This is a genomic window from Enterobacter sp. BIDMC 27, assembly GCF_000534415.1.
Classification (GTDB): Bacteria; Pseudomonadota; Gammaproteobacteria; order Enterobacterales; family Enterobacteriaceae; genus Enterobacter; species Enterobacter hormaechei_C.
In genome coordinates, this window is sequence record NZ_KI973178.1 from 2,687,600 (window position 1) to 2,711,132 (window position 23,533).

27 protein-coding genes are annotated in these 23,533 nt (G+C 53.7%); 11 read left to right on the top strand and 16 right to left on the bottom strand.

Annotated features, from left to right (window positions below; translation table 11 throughout):
• Positions 1–53: 53 nt before the first annotated feature.
• Entirely contained in the window at positions 54–1,304 is a 1,251-nt protein-coding gene (icd, locus tag L463_RS09990; protein WP_003857898.1) for an NADP-dependent isocitrate dehydrogenase, read from the top strand.
• 75 nt (positions 1,305–1,379) lie between these two features.
• On the top strand, positions 1,380–1,625 hold the full coding sequence (locus tag L463_RS09985; protein ID WP_015570796.1) for a YmjA family protein: 246 nt from the start codon (positions 1,380–1,382) through the stop codon (positions 1,623–1,625).
• Positions 1,626–1,629: 4 nt separating this feature from the next.
• Here L463_RS09985 and L463_RS09980 read toward each other — a convergent pair whose 3' ends face one another.
• Together L463_RS09980 and yncL are read right to left on the bottom strand one after the other, a co-directional pair.
• Positions 1,630–3,129 carry an EAL domain-containing protein gene (locus L463_RS09980; protein ID WP_032103855.1) on the bottom strand — a complete coding sequence of 500 codons (1,500 nt, stop codon included), beginning with the start codon at positions 3,127–3,129 and terminating at the stop codon, positions 1,630–1,632.
• A 124-nt stretch (positions 3,130–3,253) separates the two neighbouring features.
• The gene (gene yncL / locus L463_RS24275) at positions 3,254–3,346 is read right to left on the bottom strand and encodes a stress response membrane protein YncL (protein WP_071524166.1); all 93 of its coding nucleotides are present in this window, start codon (positions 3,344–3,346) and stop codon (positions 3,254–3,256) included.
• Between the two features lie 369 nt (positions 3,347–3,715).
• Between yncL and L463_RS09975 the strand changes: the two genes are divergently transcribed.
• Positions 3,716–3,964, top strand: a complete 249-nt coding sequence (locus L463_RS09975) for a GlsB/YeaQ/YmgE family stress response membrane protein (protein ID WP_003857896.1) — start codon at positions 3,716–3,718, stop codon at positions 3,962–3,964.
• A gap of 53 nt (positions 3,965–4,017) precedes the next feature.
• Here L463_RS09975 and yoaJ read toward each other — a convergent pair whose 3' ends face one another.
• Genes yoaJ through L463_RS09965 form a run of 3 tightly spaced genes read right to left on the bottom strand, consistent with a single transcriptional unit; the run spans position 4,018 to position 5,265 of the window.
• Positions 4,018–4,092 carry a protein YoaJ gene (gene yoaJ / locus L463_RS24720; protein WP_015570794.1) on the bottom strand — a complete coding sequence of 25 codons (75 nt, stop codon included), beginning with the start codon at positions 4,090–4,092 and terminating at the stop codon, positions 4,018–4,020.
• Complete coding sequence (locus L463_RS24285; RefSeq protein ID WP_015570793.1) at positions 4,093–4,191, bottom strand: YoaK family small membrane protein; 99 nt, start codon at positions 4,189–4,191, stop codon at positions 4,093–4,095.
• 45 nt (positions 4,192–4,236) lie between these two features.
• Positions 4,237–5,265: a sensor domain-containing diguanylate cyclase gene (locus tag L463_RS09965; RefSeq protein WP_032673184.1), complete on the bottom strand. Its 1,029-nt coding sequence runs from the start codon at positions 5,263–5,265 to the stop codon at positions 4,237–4,239.
• Between the two features lie 311 nt (positions 5,266–5,576).
• On the opposite strand from L463_RS09965, the gene L463_RS09960 reads away from it, so the two are divergent.
• Positions 5,577–5,831, top strand: coding sequence for a putative hemolysin (locus L463_RS09960; RefSeq protein ID WP_015570791.1), 255 nt, complete (start codon positions 5,577–5,579; stop codon positions 5,829–5,831).
• 80 nt (positions 5,832–5,911) lie between these two features.
• On the top strand, positions 5,912–6,217 hold the full coding sequence (locus L463_RS09955) for a hypothetical protein (protein WP_015570790.1): 306 nt from the start codon (positions 5,912–5,914) through the stop codon (positions 6,215–6,217).
• Here L463_RS09955 and L463_RS09950 read toward each other — a convergent pair whose 3' ends face one another.
• A complete protein-coding gene (locus L463_RS09950) occupies positions 6,218–6,562 on the bottom strand; it encodes a DUF488 domain-containing protein (RefSeq protein WP_015570789.1) in 345 nt (114 codons plus the stop codon).
• A gap of 151 nt (positions 6,563–6,713) precedes the next feature.
• On the opposite strand from L463_RS09950, the gene L463_RS09945 reads away from it, so the two are divergent.
• Entirely contained in the window at positions 6,714–7,421 is a 708-nt protein-coding gene (locus L463_RS09945) for a CTP synthase C-terminal region-related (seleno)protein (RefSeq protein WP_023296323.1), read from the top strand.
• Positions 7,422–7,452: 31 nt separating this feature from the next.
• On the opposite strand, the gene L463_RS09940 is transcribed toward L463_RS09945, so the two are convergent.
• Positions 7,453–8,640, bottom strand: coding sequence for a CynX/NimT family MFS transporter (locus L463_RS09940; RefSeq protein ID WP_017384696.1), 1,188 nt, complete (start codon positions 8,638–8,640; stop codon positions 7,453–7,455).
• Between the two features lie 99 nt (positions 8,641–8,739).
• Between L463_RS09940 and L463_RS09935 the strand changes: the two genes are divergently transcribed.
• Positions 8,740–9,531 carry an AraC family transcriptional regulator gene (locus L463_RS09935; protein ID WP_017384695.1) on the top strand — a complete coding sequence of 264 codons (792 nt, stop codon included), beginning with the start codon at positions 8,740–8,742 and terminating at the stop codon, positions 9,529–9,531.
• Here L463_RS09935 and L463_RS09930 read toward each other — a convergent pair.
• The 3 genes from L463_RS09930 to L463_RS09920 form a co-directional block, all read right to left on the bottom strand.
• Positions 9,515–9,961 (bottom strand): DUF441 domain-containing protein, encoded by a 447-nt coding sequence (locus L463_RS09930; protein ID WP_003857881.1) that lies wholly within the window; start codon positions 9,959–9,961, stop codon positions 9,515–9,517. The genes L463_RS09935 and L463_RS09930 overlap by 17 nt on opposite strands.
• A 106-nt stretch (positions 9,962–10,067) precedes the next feature.
• Positions 10,068–12,104, bottom strand: a complete 2,037-nt coding sequence (locus L463_RS09925; protein WP_023296324.1) for a glycoside hydrolase family 31 protein — start codon at positions 12,102–12,104, stop codon at positions 10,068–10,070.
• Between the two features lie 15 nt (positions 12,105–12,119).
• Positions 12,120–13,451 carry a glycoside-pentoside-hexuronide (GPH):cation symporter gene (locus tag L463_RS09920; RefSeq protein ID WP_015570785.1) on the bottom strand — a complete coding sequence of 444 codons (1,332 nt, stop codon included), beginning with the start codon at positions 13,449–13,451 and terminating at the stop codon, positions 12,120–12,122.
• 286 nt (positions 13,452–13,737) lie between these two features.
• Between L463_RS09920 and yoaI the strand changes: the two genes are divergently transcribed.
• On the top strand, positions 13,738–13,839 hold the full coding sequence (gene yoaI, locus L463_RS24575) for a small membrane protein YoaI (protein ID WP_017384693.1): 102 nt from the start codon (positions 13,738–13,740) through the stop codon (positions 13,837–13,839).
• Between the two features lie 20 nt (positions 13,840–13,859).
• Here the strand turns inward: yoaI and L463_RS09915 are convergent, their stop codons facing one another.
• From L463_RS09915 to yeaG, 3 genes are all read right to left on the bottom strand, one after another.
• Positions 13,860–14,360, bottom strand: a complete 501-nt coding sequence (locus L463_RS09915; protein ID WP_015570783.1) for a YbaK/prolyl-tRNA synthetase associated domain-containing protein — start codon at positions 14,358–14,360, stop codon at positions 13,860–13,862.
• Between the two features lie 99 nt (positions 14,361–14,459).
• Positions 14,460–15,743 (bottom strand): YeaH/YhbH family protein, encoded by a 1,284-nt coding sequence (locus L463_RS09910; RefSeq protein WP_023296325.1) that lies wholly within the window; start codon positions 15,741–15,743, stop codon positions 14,460–14,462.
• 89 nt (positions 15,744–15,832) lie between these two features.
• Positions 15,833–17,767, bottom strand: a complete 1,935-nt coding sequence (yeaG, locus tag L463_RS09905; protein WP_006809140.1) for a protein kinase YeaG — start codon at positions 17,765–17,767, stop codon at positions 15,833–15,835.
• Between the two features lie 432 nt (positions 17,768–18,199).
• Here yeaG and L463_RS09900 point away from each other — a divergent pair, with 432 nt between their 5' ends.
• Positions 18,200–18,946: a MipA/OmpV family protein gene (locus L463_RS09900; RefSeq protein WP_017384691.1), complete on the top strand. Its 747-nt coding sequence runs from the start codon at positions 18,200–18,202 to the stop codon at positions 18,944–18,946.
• Positions 18,947–19,012: 66 nt separating this feature from the next.
• Here L463_RS09900 and L463_RS09895 read toward each other — a convergent pair whose 3' ends face one another.
• The gene (locus tag L463_RS09895) at positions 19,013–19,897 is read right to left on the bottom strand and encodes a D-hexose-6-phosphate mutarotase (protein ID WP_032104146.1); all 885 of its coding nucleotides are present in this window, start codon (positions 19,895–19,897) and stop codon (positions 19,013–19,015) included.
• A 74-nt stretch (positions 19,898–19,971) separates the two neighbouring features.
• Positions 19,972–20,967 carry a glyceraldehyde-3-phosphate dehydrogenase gene (gene gapA / locus L463_RS09890; protein ID WP_006809136.1) on the bottom strand — a complete coding sequence of 332 codons (996 nt, stop codon included), beginning with the start codon at positions 20,965–20,967 and terminating at the stop codon, positions 19,972–19,974.
• 341 nt (positions 20,968–21,308) lie between these two features.
• Here gapA and msrB point away from each other — a divergent pair, with 341 nt between their 5' ends.
• Both msrB and L463_RS09880 read left to right on the top strand, forming a co-directional pair.
• Positions 21,309–21,722, top strand: coding sequence for a peptide-methionine (R)-S-oxide reductase MsrB (gene msrB / locus L463_RS09885; protein ID WP_003857865.1), 414 nt, complete (start codon positions 21,309–21,311; stop codon positions 21,720–21,722).
• 41 nt (positions 21,723–21,763) lie between these two features.
• Positions 21,764–22,042 (top strand): YeaC family protein, encoded by a 279-nt coding sequence (locus L463_RS09880; protein ID WP_003857863.1) that lies wholly within the window; start codon positions 21,764–21,766, stop codon positions 22,040–22,042.
• A gap of 60 nt (positions 22,043–22,102) precedes the next feature.
• Here the strand turns inward: L463_RS09880 and L463_RS09875 are convergent, their stop codons facing one another.
• Positions 22,103–23,359: a chitinase ChiD gene (locus L463_RS09875; protein WP_032104147.1), complete on the bottom strand. Its 1,257-nt coding sequence runs from the start codon at positions 23,357–23,359 to the stop codon at positions 22,103–22,105.
• Positions 23,360–23,533: the final 174 nt, after the last annotated feature.

The following is a 23,533-nucleotide window of genomic DNA, read 5'->3' on the forward strand; positions in this document are numbered from 1 at the left end:
CAATTTATTAACATAAGATCAGTAACAACCAGAAGCGCTCGAAGGAGAGGTTAATGGAAAGCAAAGTAGTTGTTCCGGCGGAAGGTAAAAAGATCACCCTGCAAAACGGCAAGATTAACGTTCCTCACAACCCGATTATCCCGTTCATTGAAGGCGACGGTATCGGCGTAGACGTTACCCCGGCAATGCTGAAAGTGGTTGATGCCGCTGTTGAGAAAGCCTACAAAGGCGAGCGTAAAATTTCCTGGATGGAAATTTACACCGGTGAAAAATCGACTCAAGTTTATGGCCAGGACGTCTGGCTGCCAGCCGAAACGCTGGACCTGATCCGCGACTATCGCGTTGCTATCAAAGGCCCTCTGACCACGCCAGTTGGCGGCGGCATTCGCTCCCTGAACGTGGCGCTGCGTCAGGAACTGGATCTGTATGTGTGTCTGCGTCCGGTGCGTTACTACCAGGGCACCCCAAGCCCGGTTAAGCACCCGGAACTGACCGACATGGTTATCTTCCGTGAAAACTCAGAAGACATCTACGCCGGTATCGAATGGAAAGCGGACTCTGCTGATGCAGAAAAAGTGATTAAATTCCTGCGCGAAGAGATGGGCGTGAAGAAAATTCGCTTCCCTGAGCATTGCGGCATCGGCATCAAGCCATGCTCCGAAGAAGGGACCAAGCGTCTGGTGCGTGCCGCCATCGAATACGCTATCACCAACGATCGTGACTCTGTGACCCTGGTTCACAAAGGCAACATCATGAAGTTCACCGAAGGCGCGTTCAAAGACTGGGGCTATCAGCTGGCGACCGAAGAGTTCGGCGGTGAACTGATCGACGGCGGCCCATGGCAGAAAATTAAGAACCCGAACACCGGTAAAGAGATCATCATTAAAGATGTGATTGCCGATGCGTTCCTGCAACAGATCCTGCTGCGACCTGCTGAGTATGACGTGATCGCCTGTATGAACCTGAATGGTGACTACATCTCCGATGCGCTGGCCGCGCAGGTGGGGGGTATCGGTATCGCCCCGGGCGCGAACATCGGTGACGAGTGCGCCCTGTTCGAAGCAACTCACGGTACTGCACCTAAATATGCAGGCCAGGACAAAGTCAACCCAGGCTCTATCATTCTGTCCGCAGAGATGATGCTGCGTCATATGGAATGGTTCGAAGCCGCAGACCTGATCGTTAAGGGTATGGAAGGCGCGATTAATGCGAAAACCGTCACCTATGACTTTGAACGTCTGATGGAAGGCGCTAAACTGCTGAAATGCTCAGAGTTTGGCGACGCGATTATCGCGAACATGTAATCCACTCGCTGGGTTAAATGACAACGGGAGCCTGAGGGTTCCCGTTTTTTATGCACACAAGACGGAAACAACGCTATGAACCATGATATCCCGCTCAAGTATTATGACATCGTCGACGAGTATGCGACTGAAACGGCGAAACCGGTAGAAGAGGCAGAGCGTACGCCGCTGGCACACTATTTCCAGCTGCTGCTCACTCGCTTATACAACAATGAGGAAATCAGTGAAGAGGCGCAGCGGGAGATGGCTGTCCAGGCGGAGATAGACGAAGCGCGCATTGACGATATTGCGAACTTCCTGAATCAGTGGGGCAATGAATAACGCGTCATCGCGCTGAGTCTGCCAGCAGCCTGGCGAGGTCGTGCCGGGTTAGCGACTTTGAAAAGTACCAGCCTTGTACGAGGGCATCGGGGTATCTCTGCGCGATGAACTGATATTGCGTTTCGCTTTCAACCCCTTCAAAAACCAGGGTTTTGTGCAGTTTAGCGAGCGCGTCGCTGAAGATCACCAGGATATCCTGTTTATAGTGCTCGCTGATGCCGTCCACTAACGACTTATCCACCTTGATTTCGTCATATTTGAGATTTGATAGCCTGGCCAGATTAGAGTTTTGCACACCAAAATCGTCTATTGAAATTTTGACGCCTGCCGATTTAAGCTCCTCACAAAACTCTTCAAGGATGGCCGCGGTGGAAACGCCATTCTCGGATAACTCAACTTTGATTAACGATAAGGGAATCGCGTTCTCTGAGCATTCATGACGTAATACCGCCAGGAATTTGCCGTCTTCAATTTCCGTCCGGCCAACGTTCAGTGAAATCATTAACTGATGTTCAGCGGCCAGCGCGGCAATTTCCGCCAGGGATTTCTTTATCATGTTCTTATAATAAACGTTATACAGGCCAATTTTTTTAATTAACGGGATAAACAGCTCAGGAGAAACCTCTTTGTGATTGTTATCCTGCCATCTTGATAACACTTCAACCCCGACGATTTTCTTATCAGCAACCCGAATAACAGGCTGAAAATGAACGCTGATGGTATTCGCTTTTACCGCTTTGACCAGCGTTCGTTCCAGAGAACGTCGGTCTTCATAAAGTCGAAGAGAAAACAGCGTCAGGGATATCCAGATAAAGTATAAAAACAGGCACAGAAGCACCATCACTACGTGGGAGAGCGAAGCCAGTCCGGCATCATGGTGTGTGACGGTAACGCACAAATCCCAGCGTGTACTGCACTCTGTCACAGCCAGCGTAAATAACAGAGACTGTAAGCGGCTGAACTTTTCTGATGGCGGCGTAACTGTGAAAAAGGTGCGGCCGAAATCTTTAGTGGAAGAACGAAGCGAATAGTTGGCGGTAACGGGGGCAAATTTATCGTAGGCTGAACGGGAGGTGAAGATAATAAGGTGGTTATAGATTGTCGCATTGCCGACAAAGAAATCTTTCTGCGAAAACTGCGCCAGGCTGAATCCGTTCTGGGTATTATGCAGCTCAGAGGGAAGGGCGATGGGATTTGCCAGCTTGCCCCAAAACGCGGTGCAGGTGATTTTCCCCTTTTCAATAAACCCCACATCGGCGAAATAGAGACTTCGCATCTTTAATTTTCGGTAGACGTTCAGACTGGCGCTATCGCATCCCTGCGCGGAGGTATTTTTAAGCGTACTGGCGATATTTTGCGTTAACTCTTCAGAATAGCTTAAGAGCGTGTGGGAGATCTCCCTCTGCCGGTTCTTTTGCTGCTCAGCGATAATGGCGTTAACCGCATACAGCGACAGGACGACCATAAAGGTTGAGATGATAGCAACGGCAATGGCCTTCTTCATTTTCCTGTTGTCCCACCACGTCCTGAGGTGCAGGGATCTTAACACAGGTCATAAAAGCTACAAGTATGAGAGTTGAGGCTGCACGGAATCGAAAGGAAAGCCACCATGCCAGGCTCCTTTCATCTCAGAACCATTCAAACCGTGTTGAGAGCAGTAGCAGTAACGTACTGGCAGAAACAAGATTAAGGCAGATGACAAACTTGCTTGATACGTTCATGTTATCAACGTTTTTGTTGTTCAGTAGCCACAGAGAATAGCGTTTCACCTCCACTGAAGAAACGCCAGATTTTGGTGGGTTCGGGCAAAAAAAAGCCCACTCAAGAGTGGGCAAGAAATACTGGAAGCAATGTGAGCAATGTCGTACTGAATACCTGAGTGATTTGCTCAACTATTCAGTAATGAGAAAGATAATCTTTCTCAGTAAAAGATGCAACCCCACGATGAGTGTGGAACGGCATTTTTTTACTGCTCATATTTTAATCAAACGAACCGTGTGATTCTTATCACAAATTTCCTTTCTCAGATCCTGTGCTATCCTTTTCTGTGTCGTTGATTTAATGACAAAAACCATACAGAGAGGAAAGCTATGGGAATTTTATCCTGGATTATCTTTGGGCTGATTGCGGGGATCCTGGCGAAGTGGATTATGCCGGGCAAAGATGGCGGCGGTTTCATCGTCACGATCATTCTGGGGATTGTGGGTGCAGTCGTCGGTGGCTGGATCAGTACCCTGTTCGGCTTTGGCAGAGTTGATGGCTTCAACTTCGGCAGCTTTGTCGTCGCGGTGATTGGCGCGCTGGTTGTTCTGTTTATCTACAGAAAAATCAAAAGCTAAATCTGACCTGTGTTAAAAAAGGCTGCCTGACGGCGGCCTTTTTACTTTGGGCGTTACCACCAGCCTAACTGCGTACCGGCGACGGCCACGATGGCGACAATCAACATGATGATGGTCGTTTTTCTCATTTAAGCCCCCGGCGCGGCGTAACCGCCAAGGAAAAACCAGCCTAAAAACACCACCGCTGTGATAAAAATAACCACCGGAAAGAGGATCCCTATTCTCATGCCATCACCTGTTTGAGTTTGTATAAGGCCGTAGAGTGTACGGTTTTAATCTAACGCGACAAAGCCTGTTTTGCTTTTTCCTTTTTTATCCTGATACATCGCGAGGTCTGCGGTGCGCAGGGCGCTATCTTCATCCGTGCTGTGAGGATCAACAATAACGACGCCAAGGCTTGCGCCGGGATAAAGAATAGTGGCATTGCCTAACCCGTATTCGCCCGCAATAAGACCATTGAGGCGGGTTTTGATTGCGTTGACCTCTGTACTGGCGTCGCCATCATCGCTGTGACTCAGGCTGGCAACCAGAAATTCATCGCCGCCGAGCCGGCCAATAATCTCATCCTGCGTTTGCTCGTGAGTCAGCCGCTTGCCGACCTGTACGAGGAAGCGATCGCCCGCCTCATGCCCGTACTGGTCATTGATTCGCTTGAAATCATCGAGGTCAATAAAGGCCATCATGACCCTGCGGTTAAGATGGCGCGCCAGTAAGAACAGGGTGGTAAGGTTTTCAAAAATGGCGCGACGATTCGGCAGGCCGGTGAGGGCGTCGGTGTAAGAGTGAGCAATGAGCGCCGCATTTGCTTCGCGAAGCTGAAGCACAAGCGACTCTTTCTGAATGTACTGACCAATTAAACCGGCAAAGAGTCTGATCACCTGCTCGCCACGCTCGCTGAACTGTTTCTGTGCGGTGCTGGCAGCGCAAAGCGTGCCATACAGAGAACCGTCAGCCAGGTGAACCGGCACGCTCATATAGGTTGTAATGCCCAGTGCTTTGGCCGCTTCACACTCCGGCCAGCGGTCGGGCACCTCGTTACTGAACAACGTGTCGCTGTCGATGGCGCGCTTACACAGTGTTTCGTCCCAGGGCACGCTGAATCCTTCCGGGATCTGCATTTGCTTGCTGTTACGGGCATATAAAATGTGCTGCAAACGCGCATTGATATCGACTTTCGTCAGGTAGGTTGATTCCATATCCGTCACAATTTCCAGCATTTCCAGTAGCTGACGCACCAGACTGTCGAGAGATTGCTCAGTGGAGAGGGTTTCTGAAACACGGGCAAGAATGATATCTGACATGAGGCAGGATGACTCCCATGCAGAAGACCTCTGTATCTGCATGTTATGCTGAAAATATAGACTCCGGTCATAGTAAAACATGAACAGGATTAATTTTATAGATTCTTCTGAAGGCAGATGAGGGGAAGACTAAAAAAAGCCCCGATGTTGAGATCGGGGCAAAACATCTTGATTACGGAATGATGTTCTCTGGTCAGTGTGAGAACAGGCATCACTATAAGGGGGAATCGTGCAGGTTTAATGGAGAAATCATGGAGAAAACGGCGATGACCCGTTACTCTGACATTTTTACACCCTGAAGGATCATGATAATGAAATATCTTCTCCTGGCGCTGGTTTTACCGCTGGCCGCCTGCTCAACAAAGACAACCCCTCCTGATGCGCCTCAACCGCCGCACGCTATTGGTATGGCAAACCCGGCGTCAGTGTACTGTCTGGAGAAAGGGGGAGAGCAAATCCCTGTTCAAAGCCCGCAGGGCGTACGTACCGAGTGCAAACTGCCCGGCGGGGAAGTGATCGATGAATGGGATCTTTACCGCCGCGATCACCCGCAACCGACCAGATGACAACGGCAATAAAACTGCGATACACTTCTCTTTAGGATTATTCTTAGCCAGTTTCTGGCAGTACGTATGCGAGAAGAAGTATGTTTCAGTTAAAACCGGGCAGCATGGCGATGATCGTGGGTGCGCGTACGGCGGCAGGCCGTCGAAATATCGGTAAATCCGTCGAGCTGTTTGGCCTCTGTCAGCCGGGCCAGCGTTTTGTGAACCCGGTTAACGGCGTCATGACGCAATTACCCGCCACGTCAGCGCGTGCGCTGTGGCTGGTCACCGGTGATGTTTACGCCTTTGATAATCAGCACGGCTTTGCGTTTGTTCGCCCGGAACATCTGATGCCGCTTACTCCCGACGAGATGCCACACAACGTGGATGAGCTGGCGATCGGTTAATCACAGTTTACGCAGCCAGTCCGCCAGTACCTGCGCGTGATTCTGCTCCGTATTTTTCGCCCCATAGAGTAGCGTCACGGTCTGCTGTTTGGCGAGAGCCGCCAGGCGTTTGCCTTCATCCGGATGCTGCGCCAGCTCTTTACGATAGGCTTCACTGAACGCGGTGAAATCTATCGTTTCACTGTGAAAAGCTTTTCGCAGTTCGCTGGACGGCGTTAGCGCTTTACACCACTCGTCACAGGCGAGGTCGGTCTTTTTTATCCCTCGCGGCCAGAGTCTGTCGACCAGGATCCGGTAACCGTCTTTTGAGGTCGCCTGCTCATACACGCGTTTACATTGAATCATGGGTCCTCCTCATTTCCTTACGACGTTCTGCAAGAACACTATAGCACCCGGCTTTTATCCACCCAATTTAAGGTATTGTGATAATTGCAAAAGATCGGTAGTCTGAGGTTCCTTATGTTATCTGAAAATCCTCCGGCATAAGGAATCTCTGATGGAACTCTCCCCGGTTAAAACGACGCTGCGCATTGCGCTGGTTGGTGATTACAATCCCGATGTTATTGCGCACCAGGCGATCCCGCTGGCGATTGACGACGCCGCTGCGGTTCTGGAGCTCACCGCTGATTATGACTGGCTCGCCACGCCTGAGCTGACCAGCCCCGAAGACCTGGTCGGGTACGATGCCATCTGGCTGGTACCGGCAAGCCCGTATAAAAACACCGAGGCGGCGTTTATTGCGGCCCGTTACGCGCGTGAGAACAGCATCCCCTTTCTCGGCACCTGCGGCGGGTTCCAGCATGCGCTGATTGAGTATGCGCGTAATGTACTGGGCTGGCACGATGCAGGCCATGCCGAAACCGACACCGAGGGAAGGATGGTAATTGCGCCGCTGACCTGCTCGCTGGTGGAAAAAACCGACGCGATCGAGCTGCGAAATAACACGCTGATTGCTAAAGCGTATGGCAAGCCGGAAATTCAGGAGGGGTATCACTGCAATTACGGCGTCTCACCTGAGTTTGCCGACCAGCTTGAGCGGGGCGACATGCGCGTAACGGGCTGGGACGAGCAGGGCGAGATCCGCGCGGCAGAGCTGGTAACCCATCCTTTCTTTGTCCTCACCCTGTTCCAGCATGAGCGGGCCGCGCTACAAGGGCGCCCGGTCGTGCTGGTACAGGCCATGATGCGGGCGGCGCAGGGTTAAAAAAAGCAGACCTCCGGGTCTGCCTTGAATGTCAGCGGGGTGTGATCTCCCGGTCACGCCCGGCAAGCATACCGCATAACGCCATCACCACCGCGGCCAGCGCGCAGGCGAGCAGCGGAATGCGCCAGTCTCCGGCGGTATCGTGAATTTTCCCCATCAGCGGTGGGCCACAGGCCGCCAGAAGATAGCCAATCGACTGTGCCATGCCGGAGAGCGCCGCGGCCTGATGGGCCGAGCTGGCGCGCAGCCCGATAAACGTCAGGCCGAGGATCATGGTGGCGCCGGATCCAAACCCAAACACCAGCGTCCAGACGACGGCCAGCCCCGGCGCGAACCAGAACCCGGCCGCGCTGACGGCGCACATCAGGGCGACTAGCCCGGCAATGCCACGCTGATCGTTAAGACGGTGCAGGATCAGCGGAATGGCGAGACCGGGAACCGCGGTTGCCAGCTGGAGAAGCCCGTGCATGGAGCCAGCCTGCGTTTCGCTGTAGCCATGGCTAAGCAAAATCGCGGGTAACCAGCCGATAATGACGTAGTAAATCAGCGAGTTAATGCCCAGAAAAAGCGTCACCTGCCAGGCGAGCGCCGAGCGCCAGATAGCCCGATTGTGCAACGCGCCCGCTCCGGTCAGGGTGGCGGCCGGCTTCTGGCGCCATTGCGGTAACCACAGCAGCAGCGCCACCAGCGGGAAGAACATCAGCATCAACAGCGCCCCGTGCCAGCCACCACTCCCCAGCGACAGCGGGACGATCAGCGCCGACCCTGCGGCAGCAGCGGCTCCCATCGTCAGCGAATAAGCCCCCGTCAGTTTTGCGACCTGGCCCGGAAAATCACGTTTGATTAAGCCAGGTAACAGGACATTGCCCAGCGCAATCCCACAGCCCACGATCGCCGTACCGATAAACAGCAGCGAGGCCGACGGCAGCGAACGTACGCCAATCCCGATGCAAATCAGCAGCAGAGCGATAAAAAGGCTGCGCTCCATGCCCAGGCGCCGGGCGACGCCTGCGGCAAGGGGAGAGATAAAGGCGAAGGCCAGCAGAGGCAGCGTCGTGAGCAGGCCGGTTTGCGCCGTGCTTAAACCATAGTCCTGTCGGATGGTATCGAGCAGGGGGGCGACACCGGTAAAGGTGACGCGCAGCGTCGTGGCAATCATCAGGATGCCTGCAATCAGCAGCGCACCCTGTTTCCCGGAAGGTTGAATAGCAGTAGTCATTATTGTCTCTTACGTTCAGGCGAGCGCATACCATACCGATTTAAGTCGTGGTTGAAATCAGGCTAAAATGACAGTTTATCGCTAATATCGGACAACTTTATGTACGGACTGGGGCTCGATGGCTACGATCCCGATAGCCAGCACGACGCGGCGGTGGCCTTTCGCATCCGCGTGGTGGCACAGGAACAATATATTCCGCTGCATCAGCACCGCAAAGGGCAGCTGATTATGGCGCTGGGGGGAGCGATCACCTGTGAAGTGGAGAACGCGATGCTGATGGTGCCGCCCCAGTATGCGGTGTGGATCCCGGGACAAACGCCGCACAGCAACAAGGCGACGCCCGGCGCGCAGCTCTGTCTGCTGTTTATTGAACCCGGTGCGCTCGAATTGCCGACGCGTACCTGTACGCTGAAAATATCGCCCCTGGTTCGGGAGCTGGTGCTGGCGCTTGCGGACAGGTCACGGGAGGAACTGCCTCTTCCCGCTACCGGAAGGCTGGTTGACGTCCTGTTTGATGAACTGCCCCTGCAACCGCAGGAGCATCTACAGCTGCCGGTATCTCCGCATCCAAAAATTCGCCTGATGAGTGAGACCATGGCAAACGAACCTGCCGCCTGGCAGACGCTGGCGCAGTGGGCCAGCCACTTTGCCATGAGCGAACGCAATCTGGCGCGGCTGGTGGTGAAAGAGACTGGCTTGAGCTTTCGCCGCTGGCGGCACCAGCTCCAGCTGATTGTCGCATTGCAGTTTTTGATCGGCGGAAAGTCGGTTCAGCAGGCGGCGCAGGCGCTGGGGTATGACTCCACCACCGCCTTCATCACCATGTTTAAGAAAGGACTGGGACAGACGCCCGCTCGCTATATCGCCAGCCTGACTACGACTTCCCGATAAACAGCGAAACCAGTCCGGCAGCAATCAGCGGGCCAACCGGCACGCCACGAAACAGCGCCACGCCTAACACGGTGCCCACCAGCAGCCCGGCCACCAGTGAAGGCTGGCTGCTCATCAGCGTCACGCCGCGCCCGCCAAGCCATGAGACAAAAACGCCCACCGCAATCGCCACCAGCGATTTCCAGTTTACAAAGGAGTGCAGCAGCGTTGAGGCCGGTAGCGTTCCGCTGGCAATCGGGGCCATCACGCCGATGGTCAAAATAATGATCCCGATGGTAAGCCCCTGTTTTTCTATCCACGGGAAGAAGGTATTCAATGGTGTGACGCGAACGATGATCAGGACCAGAATGGAAATCGCGACGGTGGTGTTGTGGCTGACAAAACCCAGAGCAGCCAGGGCCAGAAGTATGAGCAGAGTAGGGTCGAACATGACGGGATCCTTGCCAAAAATAGTAAGCCTGCTTACTTTACGCGCAAACGCGACGGCAGGCAGGCTTTACTGAAAAAATTGTCTATTTTTGGGCACTTGCCTGACGTCAGTCCACCAGCTGCTGGATAAGTGGACTTCCTTCGCGGATAAACACCGGGATGGTTTCCAGCGCCGCAGGCACCCGGATATGCTCCCCACCGGCGTAGCGCTCACCGTTGAGAGCGACCCAGCTATTGCCCGTCGGCAGCCAGACATTGCGCTCACGCTGACCGGCCTGCATAACCGGCGCCACCAGAAGATCTTCGCCAAACAGATACTGATCTTCACACGCCCAGCTCTGCTTATCCTGCGGATAGTGCCAGAACAGCGGACGCATGAGCGGGTCTCCGTGCAGATGAGCCTGCTGGTACAACGCGTCAATATACGGGCGCAGGGTTTCGCGCACGGTAAGCCAGTGCTGCATGATGGCGTAATTCTCTTCTCCGTAACTCCACAGCTCATTAGGCGAACCGCTGTTACACTGAGGAATGCCGTCACGGTAGCGCTCCGGGGGCTGGATCTGCGGTTCGCGATAGCCGTGCATGCGCAGAACCGGTGTAAACACCGCCCACTGGAACCAACGGATCAGCAATTCGTGGAACGCCGGGTCGTTAACGTTCCCTCCCTGGAAGCCACCGATATCGGTTGTCCACCATGGGATCCCCGCCAGCCCCATATTCAGTCCCGCGGCGAGTTGATTGCGAAAAGCATGGAACGAGGAGTGAACATCACCCGACCACGCCAGCACGCCGAAGCGCTGGCTGCCTGCCCAGGCGCAGCGTACCAGGTTAACAATGTCCGTTTCGCCGTTTGCCTGGAGCCCATCGTAAAAGCCCTGCGCAAAGTCACGCGGGTAGCGATTGCCCACTTCCAGCACCGGACCGGCGTGGTAGCGATAGTTGTCAAAATCATAGGCGCGGTATTCCGGTTCGGCTTCGTCCAGCCAGAACAGCTTAATGCCCATGTCGTAGTAATTTTTCTTCACCGTACCCCAGACGAATTTCCGCGCCTCAGGATGGGTCGCATCAAAGAAGGTGGTATTGCCCATAAAATCGAGGTTGACCTGCACGCCACGTTCACTGCTGACCAGCCAGCCTTTGGCTTTCATCAGCGGGTAGAGAGGGCTGCGCGCCTCTACCGTTGGCCACACCGACACCATCAACGCAATACCCATTTCGCGCAGCTCGTCGACCATCCCTTCAGGATCGGGCCAGTCTACGGGGTCGAAGCACCAGGTGCCCTGATTCGGCCAGTGGAAAAAGTCGATGACCATCACCGACAGCGGCAGATTACGGCGGCGATACTCCCGCGCAACCTCCAGCACCTCCTGCTGGGTGCGGTAGCGTAATTTGCACTGCCACAGCCCGCTGATAAACGCCGGGGCGGAGGGCGGAGTACCGGTGGCTTTCACATACTGGCGGGTGATATCCGCCACCGTGTCGGCGGCGGTGATCCAGTAGTCCATTTCTCCTGTGACGCGGGCGCGCCATTCCGTCTGATTTTTTGCAAAGCTGGCTTCACCAATCGCCGGGTTGTTCCACAGCAGGCCATAGCCAAGGCTGGACTGCATAAAGGGCACGCTGGCCTGGGAGTTGCGCTGCGCCAGTTCCAGCGTACAGCCTTTCAGATCCAGCCACGGCTGTTGATACTGACCCATGCCATAGATGCGTTCATCCGGACGCGATTCAAACCGGACGGTGAGCTGATATTTCCCCCCCATTAGCGGCTTAAATTCGCGGCCATCCAGCTTCAGGGCGCTGACATATTTATCCTGGCTCTTCTCGCTGGCACCGATACCCACCGTTGAACGCTGGCGCCACATCTCTTCCAGCAGCAGTTCGCCGCGCTGATTGTAGAAGGCCAGCTGTCCTTTAAGATTCAGCGTCGCGGTAATATTGCCGTTGCGCAGCGTCAGGCTTTCCGCTTCGGCGACAATCTCAGCCTGGCAAGGGGCGGCGGGCAACAGTGCCTGTAAGGCGTCATCAAAAGCCGGGGAGCAGGTGGCCCTGACGCGCAGGCTGTTTTCACCCCACGGTTCAATACGCAGGGTCTGGCGTTCAAAACGCCATTCGATACTGTTGGAATGTTGGATCAGCTCACTCATGGAAAACGCGTCCTTCTAAACAGGGTGTTTGGCAAGATGGATGGATTGCATTGTGCTGTCGTCGAGCTTGTACCAGCGCAGCGTGGCAAACGCGCAGAGTGACAAGACGCCAGGCACGACGGTGAAGAGGGCGATGATGCAGTACATGGCCGTGGTGGTCTGTTCCGGGGCGTTGGCGACATAGCCGCTTAAGCCCAGCGTCCAGCCAACAATCGCGCCGCTGATCGCCATTCCCAGCTTGAGTACGGCGAGGAAGGTGGAGAAGATCACGCCGTCCATCCGTTTCCCCTGTTTCCATTCGCCGTAATCGGCGACGTCCGCCATCATTACCCACATCAGCGTGGTGGTGGCCTGGTAAAGGGTGGAGACGATAAACGTCATGGGCACCAGAATAAGCACTGACTTAGGCGCAAAGAACAGGGCGATGCTGAGTACCCCCGCCAGTACGGAACAGTATCCAAACATCTGCACTTTGCTGACGTTCTGCGTCAGACGTTTGGCCAGCGCACTGCCTGCGGCTTTCCCGAGAATATGCGCCCCGAGCATCCACATAAAATAGCTTGCGCTACCGAGATAATAAGTGACGAAATACATCATTGCGCCAAGGCGAATAACGCCAAAACCAATGTTGGTTAATACCAGGACGGCGACAACCCGCCATTGGTCGTTTCGTAATAAATCCCGCAGTTCCGCAAGATAATTATTGTGGGTAGCGGGAGCCTTAATACGTTCACGCGTATTGGCGAAGCAGATCCAGAACATGATGACCGCGATGGTCGCCATAATGGCCATCGCCCAGCGGTAGCCCAGTAATTTATCATCGCCGCCTAAAAACTCTGCGAGCGGCATCATAAAGAATGTCGACAGCGCGCCACCCAGCGTGGCCAGGAAAAAACGATAGGACTGGAGGGAAATTCGCGCATCGTTGTCGGGCGTGATCACCGCGCCCATGGAGCAATAGGGAATATTGATTGCGGTGTACATCAGCATCATCAGGGTATAGCTGACGGTGGCGAAAATCATTTTACCGTGCAGATCGAGCGACGCCGGCACGGCGTAGGTCAGCAGACAACTTGCGCCAAAGGGCAGCGCCAGCCACAGCATCCAGGGGCGGAATTTGCCCCAGCGCGTGCGCGTCCTGTCTGCGATATAGCCCATCGCCGGGTCTATTATGGCATCGGCGGTTCTCGCCAGAAGAAACATGGTGCCCACGAATGCGGCAGGTAGCCCCACCACGTCCGTATAGTAAAACGTCAGAAAAATAATGACGTTATCCAGCCCAATATGGCTCGCCATATCGCCTAACCCATAACTGATCTTTTCTTTACGGGTAATTATTTCGGTCATTGTATTCACCTTGCCAGTGTAAGGTTTATTTTTGAGGTGCTCCGTAAACAGGGTTAACCATGATGAAAAGGTTAACAATTGCGAGATCTGGCATCGGGGTTACGTAAATTTCTTTTCGTGATACCGGTAACAAATAAAGTATTTAAACAGTGACTTTATACGGTGGAGGATAGGTAACAGCGAATCGTTTCAGCGAAAAAATAGTCATTTCACGGACGCGTCATTGTCATTTAACTGTCATTGTGCGGGGGTAAAAAAGAGGCAAATGGGCAAAGCAGAGGGCATCATGAACGATCCTATGTTTGTCGAAACGCTGATTATCTCCTCATCGTTTTTTATTATCGCCATTATTTTGATTGCTTCCGTGCTGCTGCTGGAAAACGGCTGACCGTTAGCCAGCCGCAGTATTTATTGTTTACGGAACGTCACCAGTTCAGGACGGGCGATACGCAGATAGTCCTGGGTGTCCATAATCACCGACTTTTCCAGCAGGCCGGCGTTAAAGGCGATCTCATCGAAGCGCTCAAACAGCAGCGGATCGGCGACCAGCGTCAGATCCGGATGAAAGCTGAAGGGGGGAATGGCGCCGAAGACGCAGCCGGTAAGCGCATCCACTTCAGCCGGACTGGCGAGAGAGGCCTTTAGCCCACCGAAATGACTGGCCAGAAGGCTCAGATCGGCCTGCCGATCGGCGGCGAGGATTGCCAGAATATGTTTCTTAACACCGTTGCCTTTTACCTTGCAGACCAGTGCTTTTGCACCCTGCCGGAGATCGGTCCCGCGAATTTCACTGACCGCTTCGCATTTCCCAACGGCCTCATGCGCCACCACGCGAAAGCGCGCCTCCTGCTCGGTTAATAAGCTGATTAGCCGCTGATGGGTCGTCGTCCCGATCACGTCATCAGACATAACGATTTCACCTGTGATTTGCCAATACGTAGCTTGCTACATTAGCACGGGACGGAGAGGGCTGAAAGAAAACAGCCAGCGGGTGCGCTGGCTGTTGGGTCATGCGTTGCTGGTGGACGACTGTTTCTGGAACAGTTCCCGGAAGACCGGGTAGATGTCATCCTGGTCACGAATGTGCTGCATCGCAAAGTTATCGAACATCGCTTGCAGATGCTCATACTCACGCCACAGCGTCTGGTGGGCGCGACGGGTAATTTCAATGTAGCTGTAGTAACGCACCACCGGCAGGATCTTCTTCGCCAGAATTTCATGACACAGCGGCGAGTCATCCGCCCAGTTATCGCCATCCGATGCCTGCGCGGCGTAGATATTCCACTGCGCCGGATCGTAGCGCTCCTTCACCACCTCGTCCATCAGCTTCAGGGCGCTCGACACGATGGTGCCGCCGGTCTCCTGCGAGTAGAAGAACTCATGTTCATCCACCTCTTTCGCCTGAGTGTGATGGCGGATGTAGACCACCTCCACGTTCTTATACGTTCTGCTCAGGAACAGATAGAGCAGAATATAAAAACGCTTAGCCATATCCTTGGTGGCCTGATCCATTGAACCTGATACGTCCATCAGGCAGAACATCACCGCCTGACTGGAAGGCTCCGGCCGTTTTTCGTAGTTCTTGTAGCGCAGGTCGAACGTGTCGATAAACGGCACCCGGTCGATCTTCGCCCTCAGTTCGGCGATCTCTTTACGCAGGCGCTCCTCTTCCAGCAGTTGTGCGGGTTCCGTGTTTTCCACCACTTTCAGGCTGGTTTCCAGCTCGCGCAGTTCGCGCCGTTTGCCTGCCGTCATCGCCGTGCGTCGCGCCAGTGAGTTTTGCAGTGAACGCACCACGCTGATGTTGGCGGGCACCCCGTTTGCGGTATAACCCGCGCGATGGGTTTTGTATTCGTTGAGCTGACGGTGCTGATTCTTTCTCAGATTCGGCAGGGCCAGATCCTCAAACAGCAGGTCGAGATATTCGTCTTTTGAAATCTGAAAGACGAACTCGTCCTGGCCTTCACCGTCCTGGCTGGCCTGCCCCTGACCGCTGCCAGAACCGCCGCCTCCGCCTTGGGGCCGCTCGATTCTGTCATTCTGGACGAAGTGGTCATTACCTGGGTGCACGCGATGGCGAAGGCCGCCACGCCCCTGATGAAACATCGGTTCGCTGATGTCATCGTTAGGGATGGAGACGGATTCGCCGCTGTCGACGTCGGTCACCGAGCGTTTGTTGATGGCCTCGGAGATCGACTGTTTAATTTGCGATTTATAACGGCGCAAGAAGCGCTGGCGATTCACCGTGCTCTTGTTTTTGCCGTTAAGACGCCGGTCAATAAACCAGGTCATATATCCCCCGTACTGCATTTGCCAACTTGCAGCGTCCGTAAGTACCGGACATTTTGTTGGCCCGGTAAGCGCGTTACCGGGCACTTGTCTTAAGACGATTTACGCACGCGCAGATACCATTCACAGAGCAGGCGGACCTGTTTGCGGGTATAGCCTTTTTCCATCATACGGTCGACAAAATCGTCGTGCTTTTTCTGCTCGTCGGTTGAGGTTTTGGCGTTGAACGAGATGACCGGCAACAGCTCTTCCGTGTTAGAGAACATTTTCTTCTCTATAACCGTGCGCAGTTTTTCGTAGCTGGTCCAGTTCGGATTGCGGCCGTTGTTATGCGCTCTGGCGCGCAGCACGAAGTTCACAATCTCGTTTCGGAAGTCTTTCGGATTGCTGATCCCGGCTGGTTTCTCGATTTTTTCAAGTTCCGCGTTCAGGGATTCACGGTCAAACAGCTGGCCGGTATCCGGGTCGCGATACTCCTGATCCTGGATCCAGAAGTCAGCGTAGGTGACGTACCGGTCGAAGATGTTCTGGCCGTATTCGGAATAGGATTCCAGGTAGGCGGTCTGGATCTCTTTGCCGATAAACTCGGCGTATTTCGGGATCAGGTAGCCTTTCAGGAACTCCAGGTAGCGTTCAGCCTGCTCCTGTGGGAACTGTTCACGTTCAATTTGCTGTTCCAGCACGTAGAACAGATGTACCGGGTTGGCGGCCACCTCCGCGTGGTCGAAGTTAAAGACGCGGGAGAGGATCTTAAACGCGAAACGCGTCGACAAACCGTTCATCCCTTCGTCGACCCCTGCGTAATCGCGGTATTCCTGGTACGATTTCGCTTTCGGGTCGGTATCCTTCAGGCTTTCACCGTCATACACGCGCATTTTTGAGTAGATGCTGGAATTTTCCGGCTCTTTCAGGCGCGACAGGATCGAGAAGCGCGACAGTGTTTCCAGCGTTCCCGGTGCGCAAGGGGCATGAACCAGCTCACTGTGGTTGAGCAGTTTTTCGTAAATCTTGATCTCCTCGGAGATCCGCAGGCAATAAGGCACTTTGACGATGTACACACGGTCAAGGAACGCCTCATTGTTTTTGTTGTTACGGAAGGTCACCCATTCAGATTCGTTAGAGTGGGCAAGGATAATCCCGTTAAACGGCAGGGCGGAAATACCTTCTGTCCCGTTGTAGTTCCCTTCCTGGGTGGCGGTCAGTAGCGGATGCAGCACTTTGATCGGTGCTTTAAACATCTCGACAAATTCCATAATCCCCTGGTTGGCGCGGCACAGCGCACCGGAATAACCGTAGGCATCCGGGTCGTTTTGCGCGTGATGCTCCAGCTTACGGATATCGACTTTACCCACCAGCGCCGAGATATCCTGGTTGTTCTCGTCACCGGGTTCAGTTTTAGCGATGGCGATCTGCTCGAGGATAGACGGCCACACTTTCACGACGCGGAACTTGGTGATGTCCCCGCCAAACTCGTGCAGACGTTTTGCCGCCCACGGCGACATGATCGTACCGAGATAGCGATGCGGAATTCCAAACTCTTTTTCCAGAATTTGCGCATCCTCTTGCGGATTAAACAGGCACAGCGGATGGTCATTGACCGGGCTGCGTTCGCCGTTGGCGCTCAGCACATAGATCGGCACGCGCTGCATCAGCGCTTTCAGCCGTTCAGCCAGGGAGGATTTACCCCCACCGACAGGACCCAGCAGGTAAAGGATCTGTTTCTTCTCTTCCAGCCCCTGAGCGGCATGCTTCAGGTAGGAGACGATCTGCTCAATGGCGTCTTCCATGCCATAGAACTCTTCAAACGCCGGGTATCGGGCGACCACCCGATTCGAAAATAGACGGGAAAGCCGTGGCTCCAGGGCAGTATCAACCATGTTTGGCTCACCAATAGCCATCAATAGCCGTTCTGCCGCATTGGCATAGGCACTGCGATCTTGCCGACAAATGGTAAGAAACTCCTGCAGTGTGAACTCTTCGTCCTTGGCAGCTTCGTAGCGCTGGCGATAGTGATCGAATATATTCATGGCATGCCGTCCTTTCGTTTTTTAGCACAGGATAAGAGCCGTTCGTATGAGTAGTGGAGGCTCCCGGAAGAGAATTTTTCGCACCTCACTGCCAGAGCAGCAACCTGTGTGCCAGGTCGAAGGCTATGAACCGCAGGGTGTTCAGCAAAACCTCTTCTTAAATTAAAGCGTAGATGGCAATTGCAAAACTTGCATACGGATAAAATCTACTTTCAATGACATATCAATAACTCATCCAAAAATTTCCACTGCGGTTATAAGCGAAAAGTGGGTTTTTCATTTATCGGTCACATAAATGAAAGCGGGATGTCATCTGAAAAATGAAAAATAACGGGTTAATCAAACGGATTAGCGCGCAAAAAATTTTGGGATGTACGGGAATGGCGGTTACACTTCACCCGCTGATTATTTGACTACAGGAAAGAATGGATTGTGACCAAACTCAAACTTCTGGCATTGGGCATCCTTGCCGCTACCGCAGCGAGCACCGTACAGGCTGAGAGCCAGTGGACTGTTGGCGCGGGTGCTGGCGTGATTAACAGCCCGTACAAGCAGTATGACCGCGACGTTTATCCTGTCCCCGTTGTCACCTATGAAGGCGATAACTTCTGGTTCCGTGGGTTGGGCGGTGGCTACTATCTGTGGAACGATACGGCCGATAAGCTCTCCATCATGGCCTATTACGATCCAACGCACTTTAAACCAGGCGACAGCGACAGCAATGCGCTTCGTCAGCTGGACAAACGCAGAAGCTCACTGATGGCGGGGCTTTCTTACGTCCATAATACCGAGTATGGCTTCCTGCGCACTGCGCTGGCGGGCGATACCCTGGACAACAGCAACGGCTTCATCTGGGATCTGGCGTGGCTTTATCGCTATACCAACGGCGCAGTGACGCTGACGCCGGGTATTGGTGTGCAGTACAGCAGCGAGAATTACAACGACTACTACTATGGCGTGTCTAAAGCGGAGTCTCGCCGCAGCGGTCTGAAGAGCTACAGCGCGGATGATGGCTGGGACCCGTACCTGGAACTCACCGCCTCGTATAACTTCCTCGGTGACTGGAATGTGTACGGCACTGGCCGTTACATTCGTCTGAGCGATGAGGTGAAAGACAGCCCGATGGTCGACAAGTCCTGGTCTGGCATCTTCTCCGTGGGTGTGACCTACAAGTTCTGACCAGAACGTGATGCATTAAAACGGGGCGCTAGCGCCCCGTTTGTTTTTTATGATGCCTGAACAATATTAGCGCTTCACAATCTTGATCGTCTGGCCTAAGCGGGACGGTTTTTCTTCGCTGGTTTTCTGCGGCGCGGTCACGCACGCGGTTTCCACGCACACGAAGGTCTTGTAACCGTCATCCGGGATATCCGCCATGCTGACGGAAAGGGCAGGGCCCGGGTTCCAGCCCACCACGTTGCTGTGGTGGTGATGAACCACATCAATACCGCGGTTCAGCGCGCTGTCGTGGATGACGCTACAGGCTTCCGGGTGCAGATACACGCGGTCGGTACGATCCGGGAAAGTCTGCACGCCGTCGTCCAGCTTGCCTTCTTTCGCGTTATCCACTTTGTCGATAAAGGTATCGCCAAGTCCGCTCACCTTAACGGCCTGAATGTCGCCTACGTTGAAATAGGTGTGCAGGGCGGACGTTGTTTCAAATTCGCCGTGCGCTTCCAGTTCAATCTCGCAGGTTTTACCCAGCTTGAAGCGGGCATACAGGGTGAACTCGTGTGGCCACAGGGCACGCGTTTCATCATTCGCCTGGAGTTCAAAGGTCAACACCGCACCGTTTTCATCTTCGTTGTGGGCTTTCAGCGTCCACTGCTGGTTACGGGCGAAACCGTGTGAGGGTAAACCCTGCTGCGCTGACGGGCCAAACCATGGCCAGCAGATCGGTACGCCGCCGCGGATCGCCGCCCCTTTTTTGAACGAGGTGGCCTCGCTCAGCCACAGGCCTTCTTCTTCACCTTCTGGTTTCCAGGAGAGCAGGTGGGCGCCATTGAGCGCTACGGAGGCTTTAACGCGCGGATGATCAACGACGATGATATCGGCACCGTCGATCTGACGGCGGGAGAGCACAGGGGTAAGTTGTTCGACTACCGGAAGTGCAAAAATTTTATTAATCATTAAGCAATCCTCTGTCTAAAAACAATAAAAAAGGCGACCGAAGTCGCCTTTTAGGATCAAGCACTCATCTCAACTTATTTGGAGATGTGAGCGATCAGGTCCAGTACTTTGTTAGAGTAGCCAGTTTCGTTGTCGTACCAGGAAACCAGTTTCACGAAGTTGTCGTTCAGTGCGATACCTGCTTTAGCATCGAACACGGAAGTGCACACTTCGCCGTTGAAATCGGTAGATACAACGTCGTCTTCGGTATAACCCAGAACGCCTTTCATTGGGCCTTCGGAAGCAGCTTTGATTGCTTTCTTAATTTCTTCATAAGAAGCAGCTTTTTCCAGACGAACGGTCAGGTCAACAACGGATACGTTAGGAGTTGGAACGCGGAACGCCATACCAGTCAGTTTGCCATTCAGTTCTGGCAGTACTTTACCTACTGCTTTAGCAGCACCGGTAGAAGATGGGATGATGTTCTGAGCCGCGCCACGGCCGCCGCGCCAGTCTTTGTGAGACGGGCCATCAACGGTTTTCTGAGTAGCGGTGGTTGCGTGAACGGTAGTCATCAGACCTTCGATGATGCCGAAGTTGTCGTTGATAACTTTAGCCAGCGGTGCCAGGCAGTTGGTGGTGCAGGATGCGTTGGAAACGATGTCCTGGCCAGCGTAAGTTTCGAAGTTTGCACCGCGAACGAACATTGGGGTGTTGTCTTTGGAAGGACCAGTCAGAACAACTTTCTTCGCACCCGCAGTGATGTGTTTACGTGCAGTTTCGTCGGTCAGGAAGATACCGGTAGCTTCAGCTACAACGTCAACACCGATTTCGTTCCATTTCAGGTTAGCTGGGTCTTTCTCAGCAGTAACGCGGATGGTTTTGCCATTAACAACCAGGTGGCCGTCTTTCACTTCAACGGTGCCGTCGAAACGACCGTGAGTTGAGTCGTACTTCAGCATGTACGCCATGTATTCAGCGTCCAGGAGATCGTTGATACCAACGATTTCGATGTCAGAACGTTTCTGAGCAGCACGGAAAACAATACGGCCGATACGGCCAAAACCGTTGATACCTACTTTGATAGTCATATATTCCACCAGCTATTTGTTAGTGAATAAAAGGTTGCCTGTAAAATTACAAAAACCTTACGCAGCGTCAAGCGGAATCGTGTCAATCATTGCGACAAATCAATCCTGTGACTAACGTTTGTGCGACTGACTCGCCTCACTTTCCCTTTGAGCTAGCAACCACATGGGGGCTGCGCCCGGAATTTTAAAGGCCTCGCAGGATTAAAATGTGAAATTGATCACAATTGCCTGACCGCCTTTTCGCGGCACATAAGTTTAGAACAAAAGTGCACGCGCGGGTGTTAATGTTTTGTTAGAATCTGGGTTAAAAGATGTCTGTTTCAACAGCGAGATGTAAGCATATGTCGAACCAACGTAACCCCGACGATTTGAAAAAAAACCTTACAGAGATGCAGTTTTACGTGACGCAAAATCACGGCACAGAACCGCCGTTTTCCGGGCGTTTGCTGCACAACAAACGGGAAGGCGTCTACCACTGCCTGGTGTGTGATGCACCGCTGTTTAACTCCCAGACGAAGTACGATTCTGGCTGCGGCTGGCCGAGCTTTTACGAGCCTGTAAGCGATGATGCGATCCGCTACCTGACGGACACCTCGCACGGCATGGTACGCACCGAAATTCGTTGCGGGAACTGCGACGCCCATCTCGGGCATGTTTTCCCGGATGGCCCGCAGCCGACGGGGGAGCGTTTCTGCGTAAATTCGGCTTCCATGAGCTTTACCGATGATGAAAACGGCGACCAGACCAAGGGTTGAAAAAACGATTCAGCAAATTATTCCTTTGAAAGGGAGAGATCATGAATATTGATGACATGATTGCAGGTATGACCCCGGAGGTTTATCAGCGTCTGGTGACGGCCGTTGAGCTGGGAAAATGGCCGGACGGTGTGGCGCTCACACCTGAGCAAAAAGAGAACAGTTTGCAGCTGGTGATGCTGTGGCAGGCGCGTCACAATACCGACGCCCAGCACATGACCATCGACACTAACGGTCAGATGGTGATGAAAAGCAAGCGCGAGCTGAAAGAAGACTTCGGCATCACGCCGAAGCCGATTGCGACGATGAAAATGCAATAACGGTGCGGGTTGATGCCCTCACCCAACCCTCTCCCCGTGGGAGAGGGCTTGATTGTCTTACTACTGATGCGGGATCCCAAGCGACTCCGCCAGCTGTTTCGCGAGCTGGTTCTCGTCGTCAGCCCCGTACTCCCAGAACATGGCGCCAGCCAGACCTTTTTCCTTGATGTAATCCGCTTTGATCGCCACGGAGCGCGGGTTCTCATAGGAAATCGCAAACAGCGCCTTACCGTCGGCGGATTTCACCGACAGCCACGGCACTTTCGCCTGTTCGTCCCAGTGCTCGGTAAAGCGTTTCTGCGGATCGTTCAGCAGTTTGCGGACGATATCGTTGTATTTCACATAGGTATCTTTGGTCAGATCATAGCCAAGCGATTTAAACAGGCTCAGTTCCTGCGGCCCGAAGTAGGGCTGGGTGACAGGATTTTTTTGCGCATCCGGTTTCGTCCAGTCGATCCCTGGCTCTACGGCACGTTTCGGCACGCGCCCATAGAAACCAATTCCGAGGTTCATCTGCTGCGGCTTCAGCCCGGCGGCCAGATAGTTATTCACCACAAAATCGACGCTGTATTTATCGGCAGCGGCCACGGTCGGCCAGGCGCTGGAGTCATACAGATTCGCGTTAAAATACTGAGTACCGTACGCCATGTCGTAGGTCATCAGGTTGATGTAATCGAGCAGGGGGGCAATGGCTTTCACATCCACCCAGCTTTTCGGACTTTCCGCATTCGCGCCCACCGCAATCGTGACCAGCTTTTTCTTACCAAACGCGTCACGCATCTCTTTTAACAGCGCGGTGAAATTATCCCTGTCGGCAGGGGTGCTTTCGACAAGTCCCCACGCGCCGTTGACCGGATATTCCCAGTCCAGGTCGATCCCGTCCAGGCCGTATTGACTGACGATCTCCTGCGCGGAGCGAATAAATACCGCGCGACTCTCTTTGGTCGCCGCGGCACCAGAAAAACCACGCGCGCCCCAGCCGCCAACGGAAAGCAGGACTTTCAGGTTCGGGTTTTGTTTACGAAGCTGAGGAAGTAACGCCAGATCGGATGCCACCTTAGGTGATAACCAGATTTGATGCAGTTTTGCCGGATCTTTCAGCACGGCGTTGGTTTCGTCTTTCTCGTTGTTATAGACCAGACCAAACGAGTAGTTGAGGTGAGTGATCTGGCGGACGTCGAGTTTATTAATATCGCCACCCGGTCCGGCGGTAACATCGCCACCGCCATTGAAGTAGCCCACGGACATCAGGGGCGCGGCGGAAGCCAGTGACGCGCAAAGCAAGGGTAATGCTGCCAGCAAGGGCAAACGTTTCATATAAGTTCCTCTTTGACCAAATAAAAATAACCACGCCACAGAAAAGGCGTGGCGAAAAAACAGCCTGAAGAGAATAGCATCGCCGTTTCGCTTGTGATGCGAGGGAGTTCACTTTATGGGGATTGGGGAAGAAATGCCGGGTGGCGCTGACGCTTACCCGGTCTACAAAACCAG

What these genes read in the sequence shown, in the direction of transcription:
- L463_RS09975 (WP_003857896.1), top strand. Translation starts at nt 3,716, where the DNA reads ATGGGAATTTTATCCTGGATTATCTTTGGGCTGATTGCGGGGATCCTG.
- yncL (WP_071524166.1), bottom strand. Translation starts at nt 3,346, where the DNA reads ATGAACGTATCAAGCAAGTTTGTCATCTGCCTTAATCTTGTTTCTGCC.
- L463_RS09895 (WP_032104146.1), bottom strand. Translation starts at nt 19,897, where the DNA reads ATGATTAATAAAATTTTTGCACTTCCGGTAGTCGAACAACTTACCCCT.
- gapA (WP_006809136.1), bottom strand. Translation starts at nt 20,967, where the DNA reads ATGACTATCAAAGTAGGTATCAACGGTTTTGGCCGTATCGGCCGTATT.
- yeaG (WP_006809140.1), bottom strand. Translation starts at nt 17,767, where the DNA reads ATGAATATATTCGATCACTATCGCCAGCGCTACGAAGCTGCCAAGGAC.
- L463_RS09955 (WP_015570790.1), top strand. Translation starts at nt 5,912, where the DNA reads ATGTTTCAGTTAAAACCGGGCAGCATGGCGATGATCGTGGGTGCGCGT.
- L463_RS09935 (WP_017384695.1), top strand. Translation starts at nt 8,740, where the DNA reads ATGTACGGACTGGGGCTCGATGGCTACGATCCCGATAGCCAGCACGAC.
- L463_RS09965 (WP_032673184.1), bottom strand. Translation starts at nt 5,265, where the DNA reads ATGTCAGATATCATTCTTGCCCGTGTTTCAGAAACCCTCTCCACTGAG.
- msrB (WP_003857865.1), top strand. Translation starts at nt 21,309, where the DNA reads ATGTCGAACCAACGTAACCCCGACGATTTGAAAAAAAACCTTACAGAG.
- L463_RS09925 (WP_023296324.1), bottom strand. Translation starts at nt 12,104, where the DNA reads ATGAGTGAGCTGATCCAACATTCCAACAGTATCGAATGGCGTTTTGAA.
- L463_RS09960 (WP_015570791.1), top strand. Translation starts at nt 5,577, where the DNA reads ATGAAATATCTTCTCCTGGCGCTGGTTTTACCGCTGGCCGCCTGCTCA.
- L463_RS09930 (WP_003857881.1), bottom strand. Translation starts at nt 9,961, where the DNA reads ATGTTCGACCCTACTCTGCTCATACTTCTGGCCCTGGCTGCTCTGGGT.
- L463_RS09940 (WP_017384696.1), bottom strand. Translation starts at nt 8,640, where the DNA reads ATGACTACTGCTATTCAACCTTCCGGGAAACAGGGTGCGCTGCTGATT.
- L463_RS09920 (WP_015570785.1), bottom strand. Translation starts at nt 13,451, where the DNA reads ATGACCGAAATAATTACCCGTAAAGAAAAGATCAGTTATGGGTTAGGC.
- L463_RS09945 (WP_023296323.1), top strand. Translation starts at nt 6,714, where the DNA reads ATGGAACTCTCCCCGGTTAAAACGACGCTGCGCATTGCGCTGGTTGGT.
- L463_RS09980 (WP_032103855.1), bottom strand. Translation starts at nt 3,129, where the DNA reads ATGAAGAAGGCCATTGCCGTTGCTATCATCTCAACCTTTATGGTCGTC.
- L463_RS09880 (WP_003857863.1), top strand. Translation starts at nt 21,764, where the DNA reads ATGAATATTGATGACATGATTGCAGGTATGACCCCGGAGGTTTATCAG.
- L463_RS09915 (WP_015570783.1), bottom strand. Translation starts at nt 14,360, where the DNA reads ATGTCTGATGACGTGATCGGGACGACGACCCATCAGCGGCTAATCAGC.
- L463_RS09985 (WP_015570796.1), top strand. Translation starts at nt 1,380, where the DNA reads ATGAACCATGATATCCCGCTCAAGTATTATGACATCGTCGACGAGTAT.
- yoaI (WP_017384693.1), top strand. Translation starts at nt 13,738, where the DNA reads ATGAACGATCCTATGTTTGTCGAAACGCTGATTATCTCCTCATCGTTT.
- L463_RS09910 (WP_023296325.1), bottom strand. Translation starts at nt 15,743, where the DNA reads ATGACCTGGTTTATTGACCGGCGTCTTAACGGCAAAAACAAGAGCACG.
- icd (WP_003857898.1), top strand. Translation starts at nt 54, where the DNA reads ATGGAAAGCAAAGTAGTTGTTCCGGCGGAAGGTAAAAAGATCACCCTG.
- L463_RS09950 (WP_015570789.1), bottom strand. Translation starts at nt 6,562, where the DNA reads ATGATTCAATGTAAACGCGTGTATGAGCAGGCGACCTCAAAAGACGGT.
- L463_RS24285 (WP_015570793.1), bottom strand. Translation starts at nt 4,191, where the DNA reads ATGAGAATAGGGATCCTCTTTCCGGTGGTTATTTTTATCACAGCGGTG.
- L463_RS09875 (WP_032104147.1), bottom strand. Translation starts at nt 23,359, where the DNA reads ATGAAACGTTTGCCCTTGCTGGCAGCATTACCCTTGCTTTGCGCGTCA.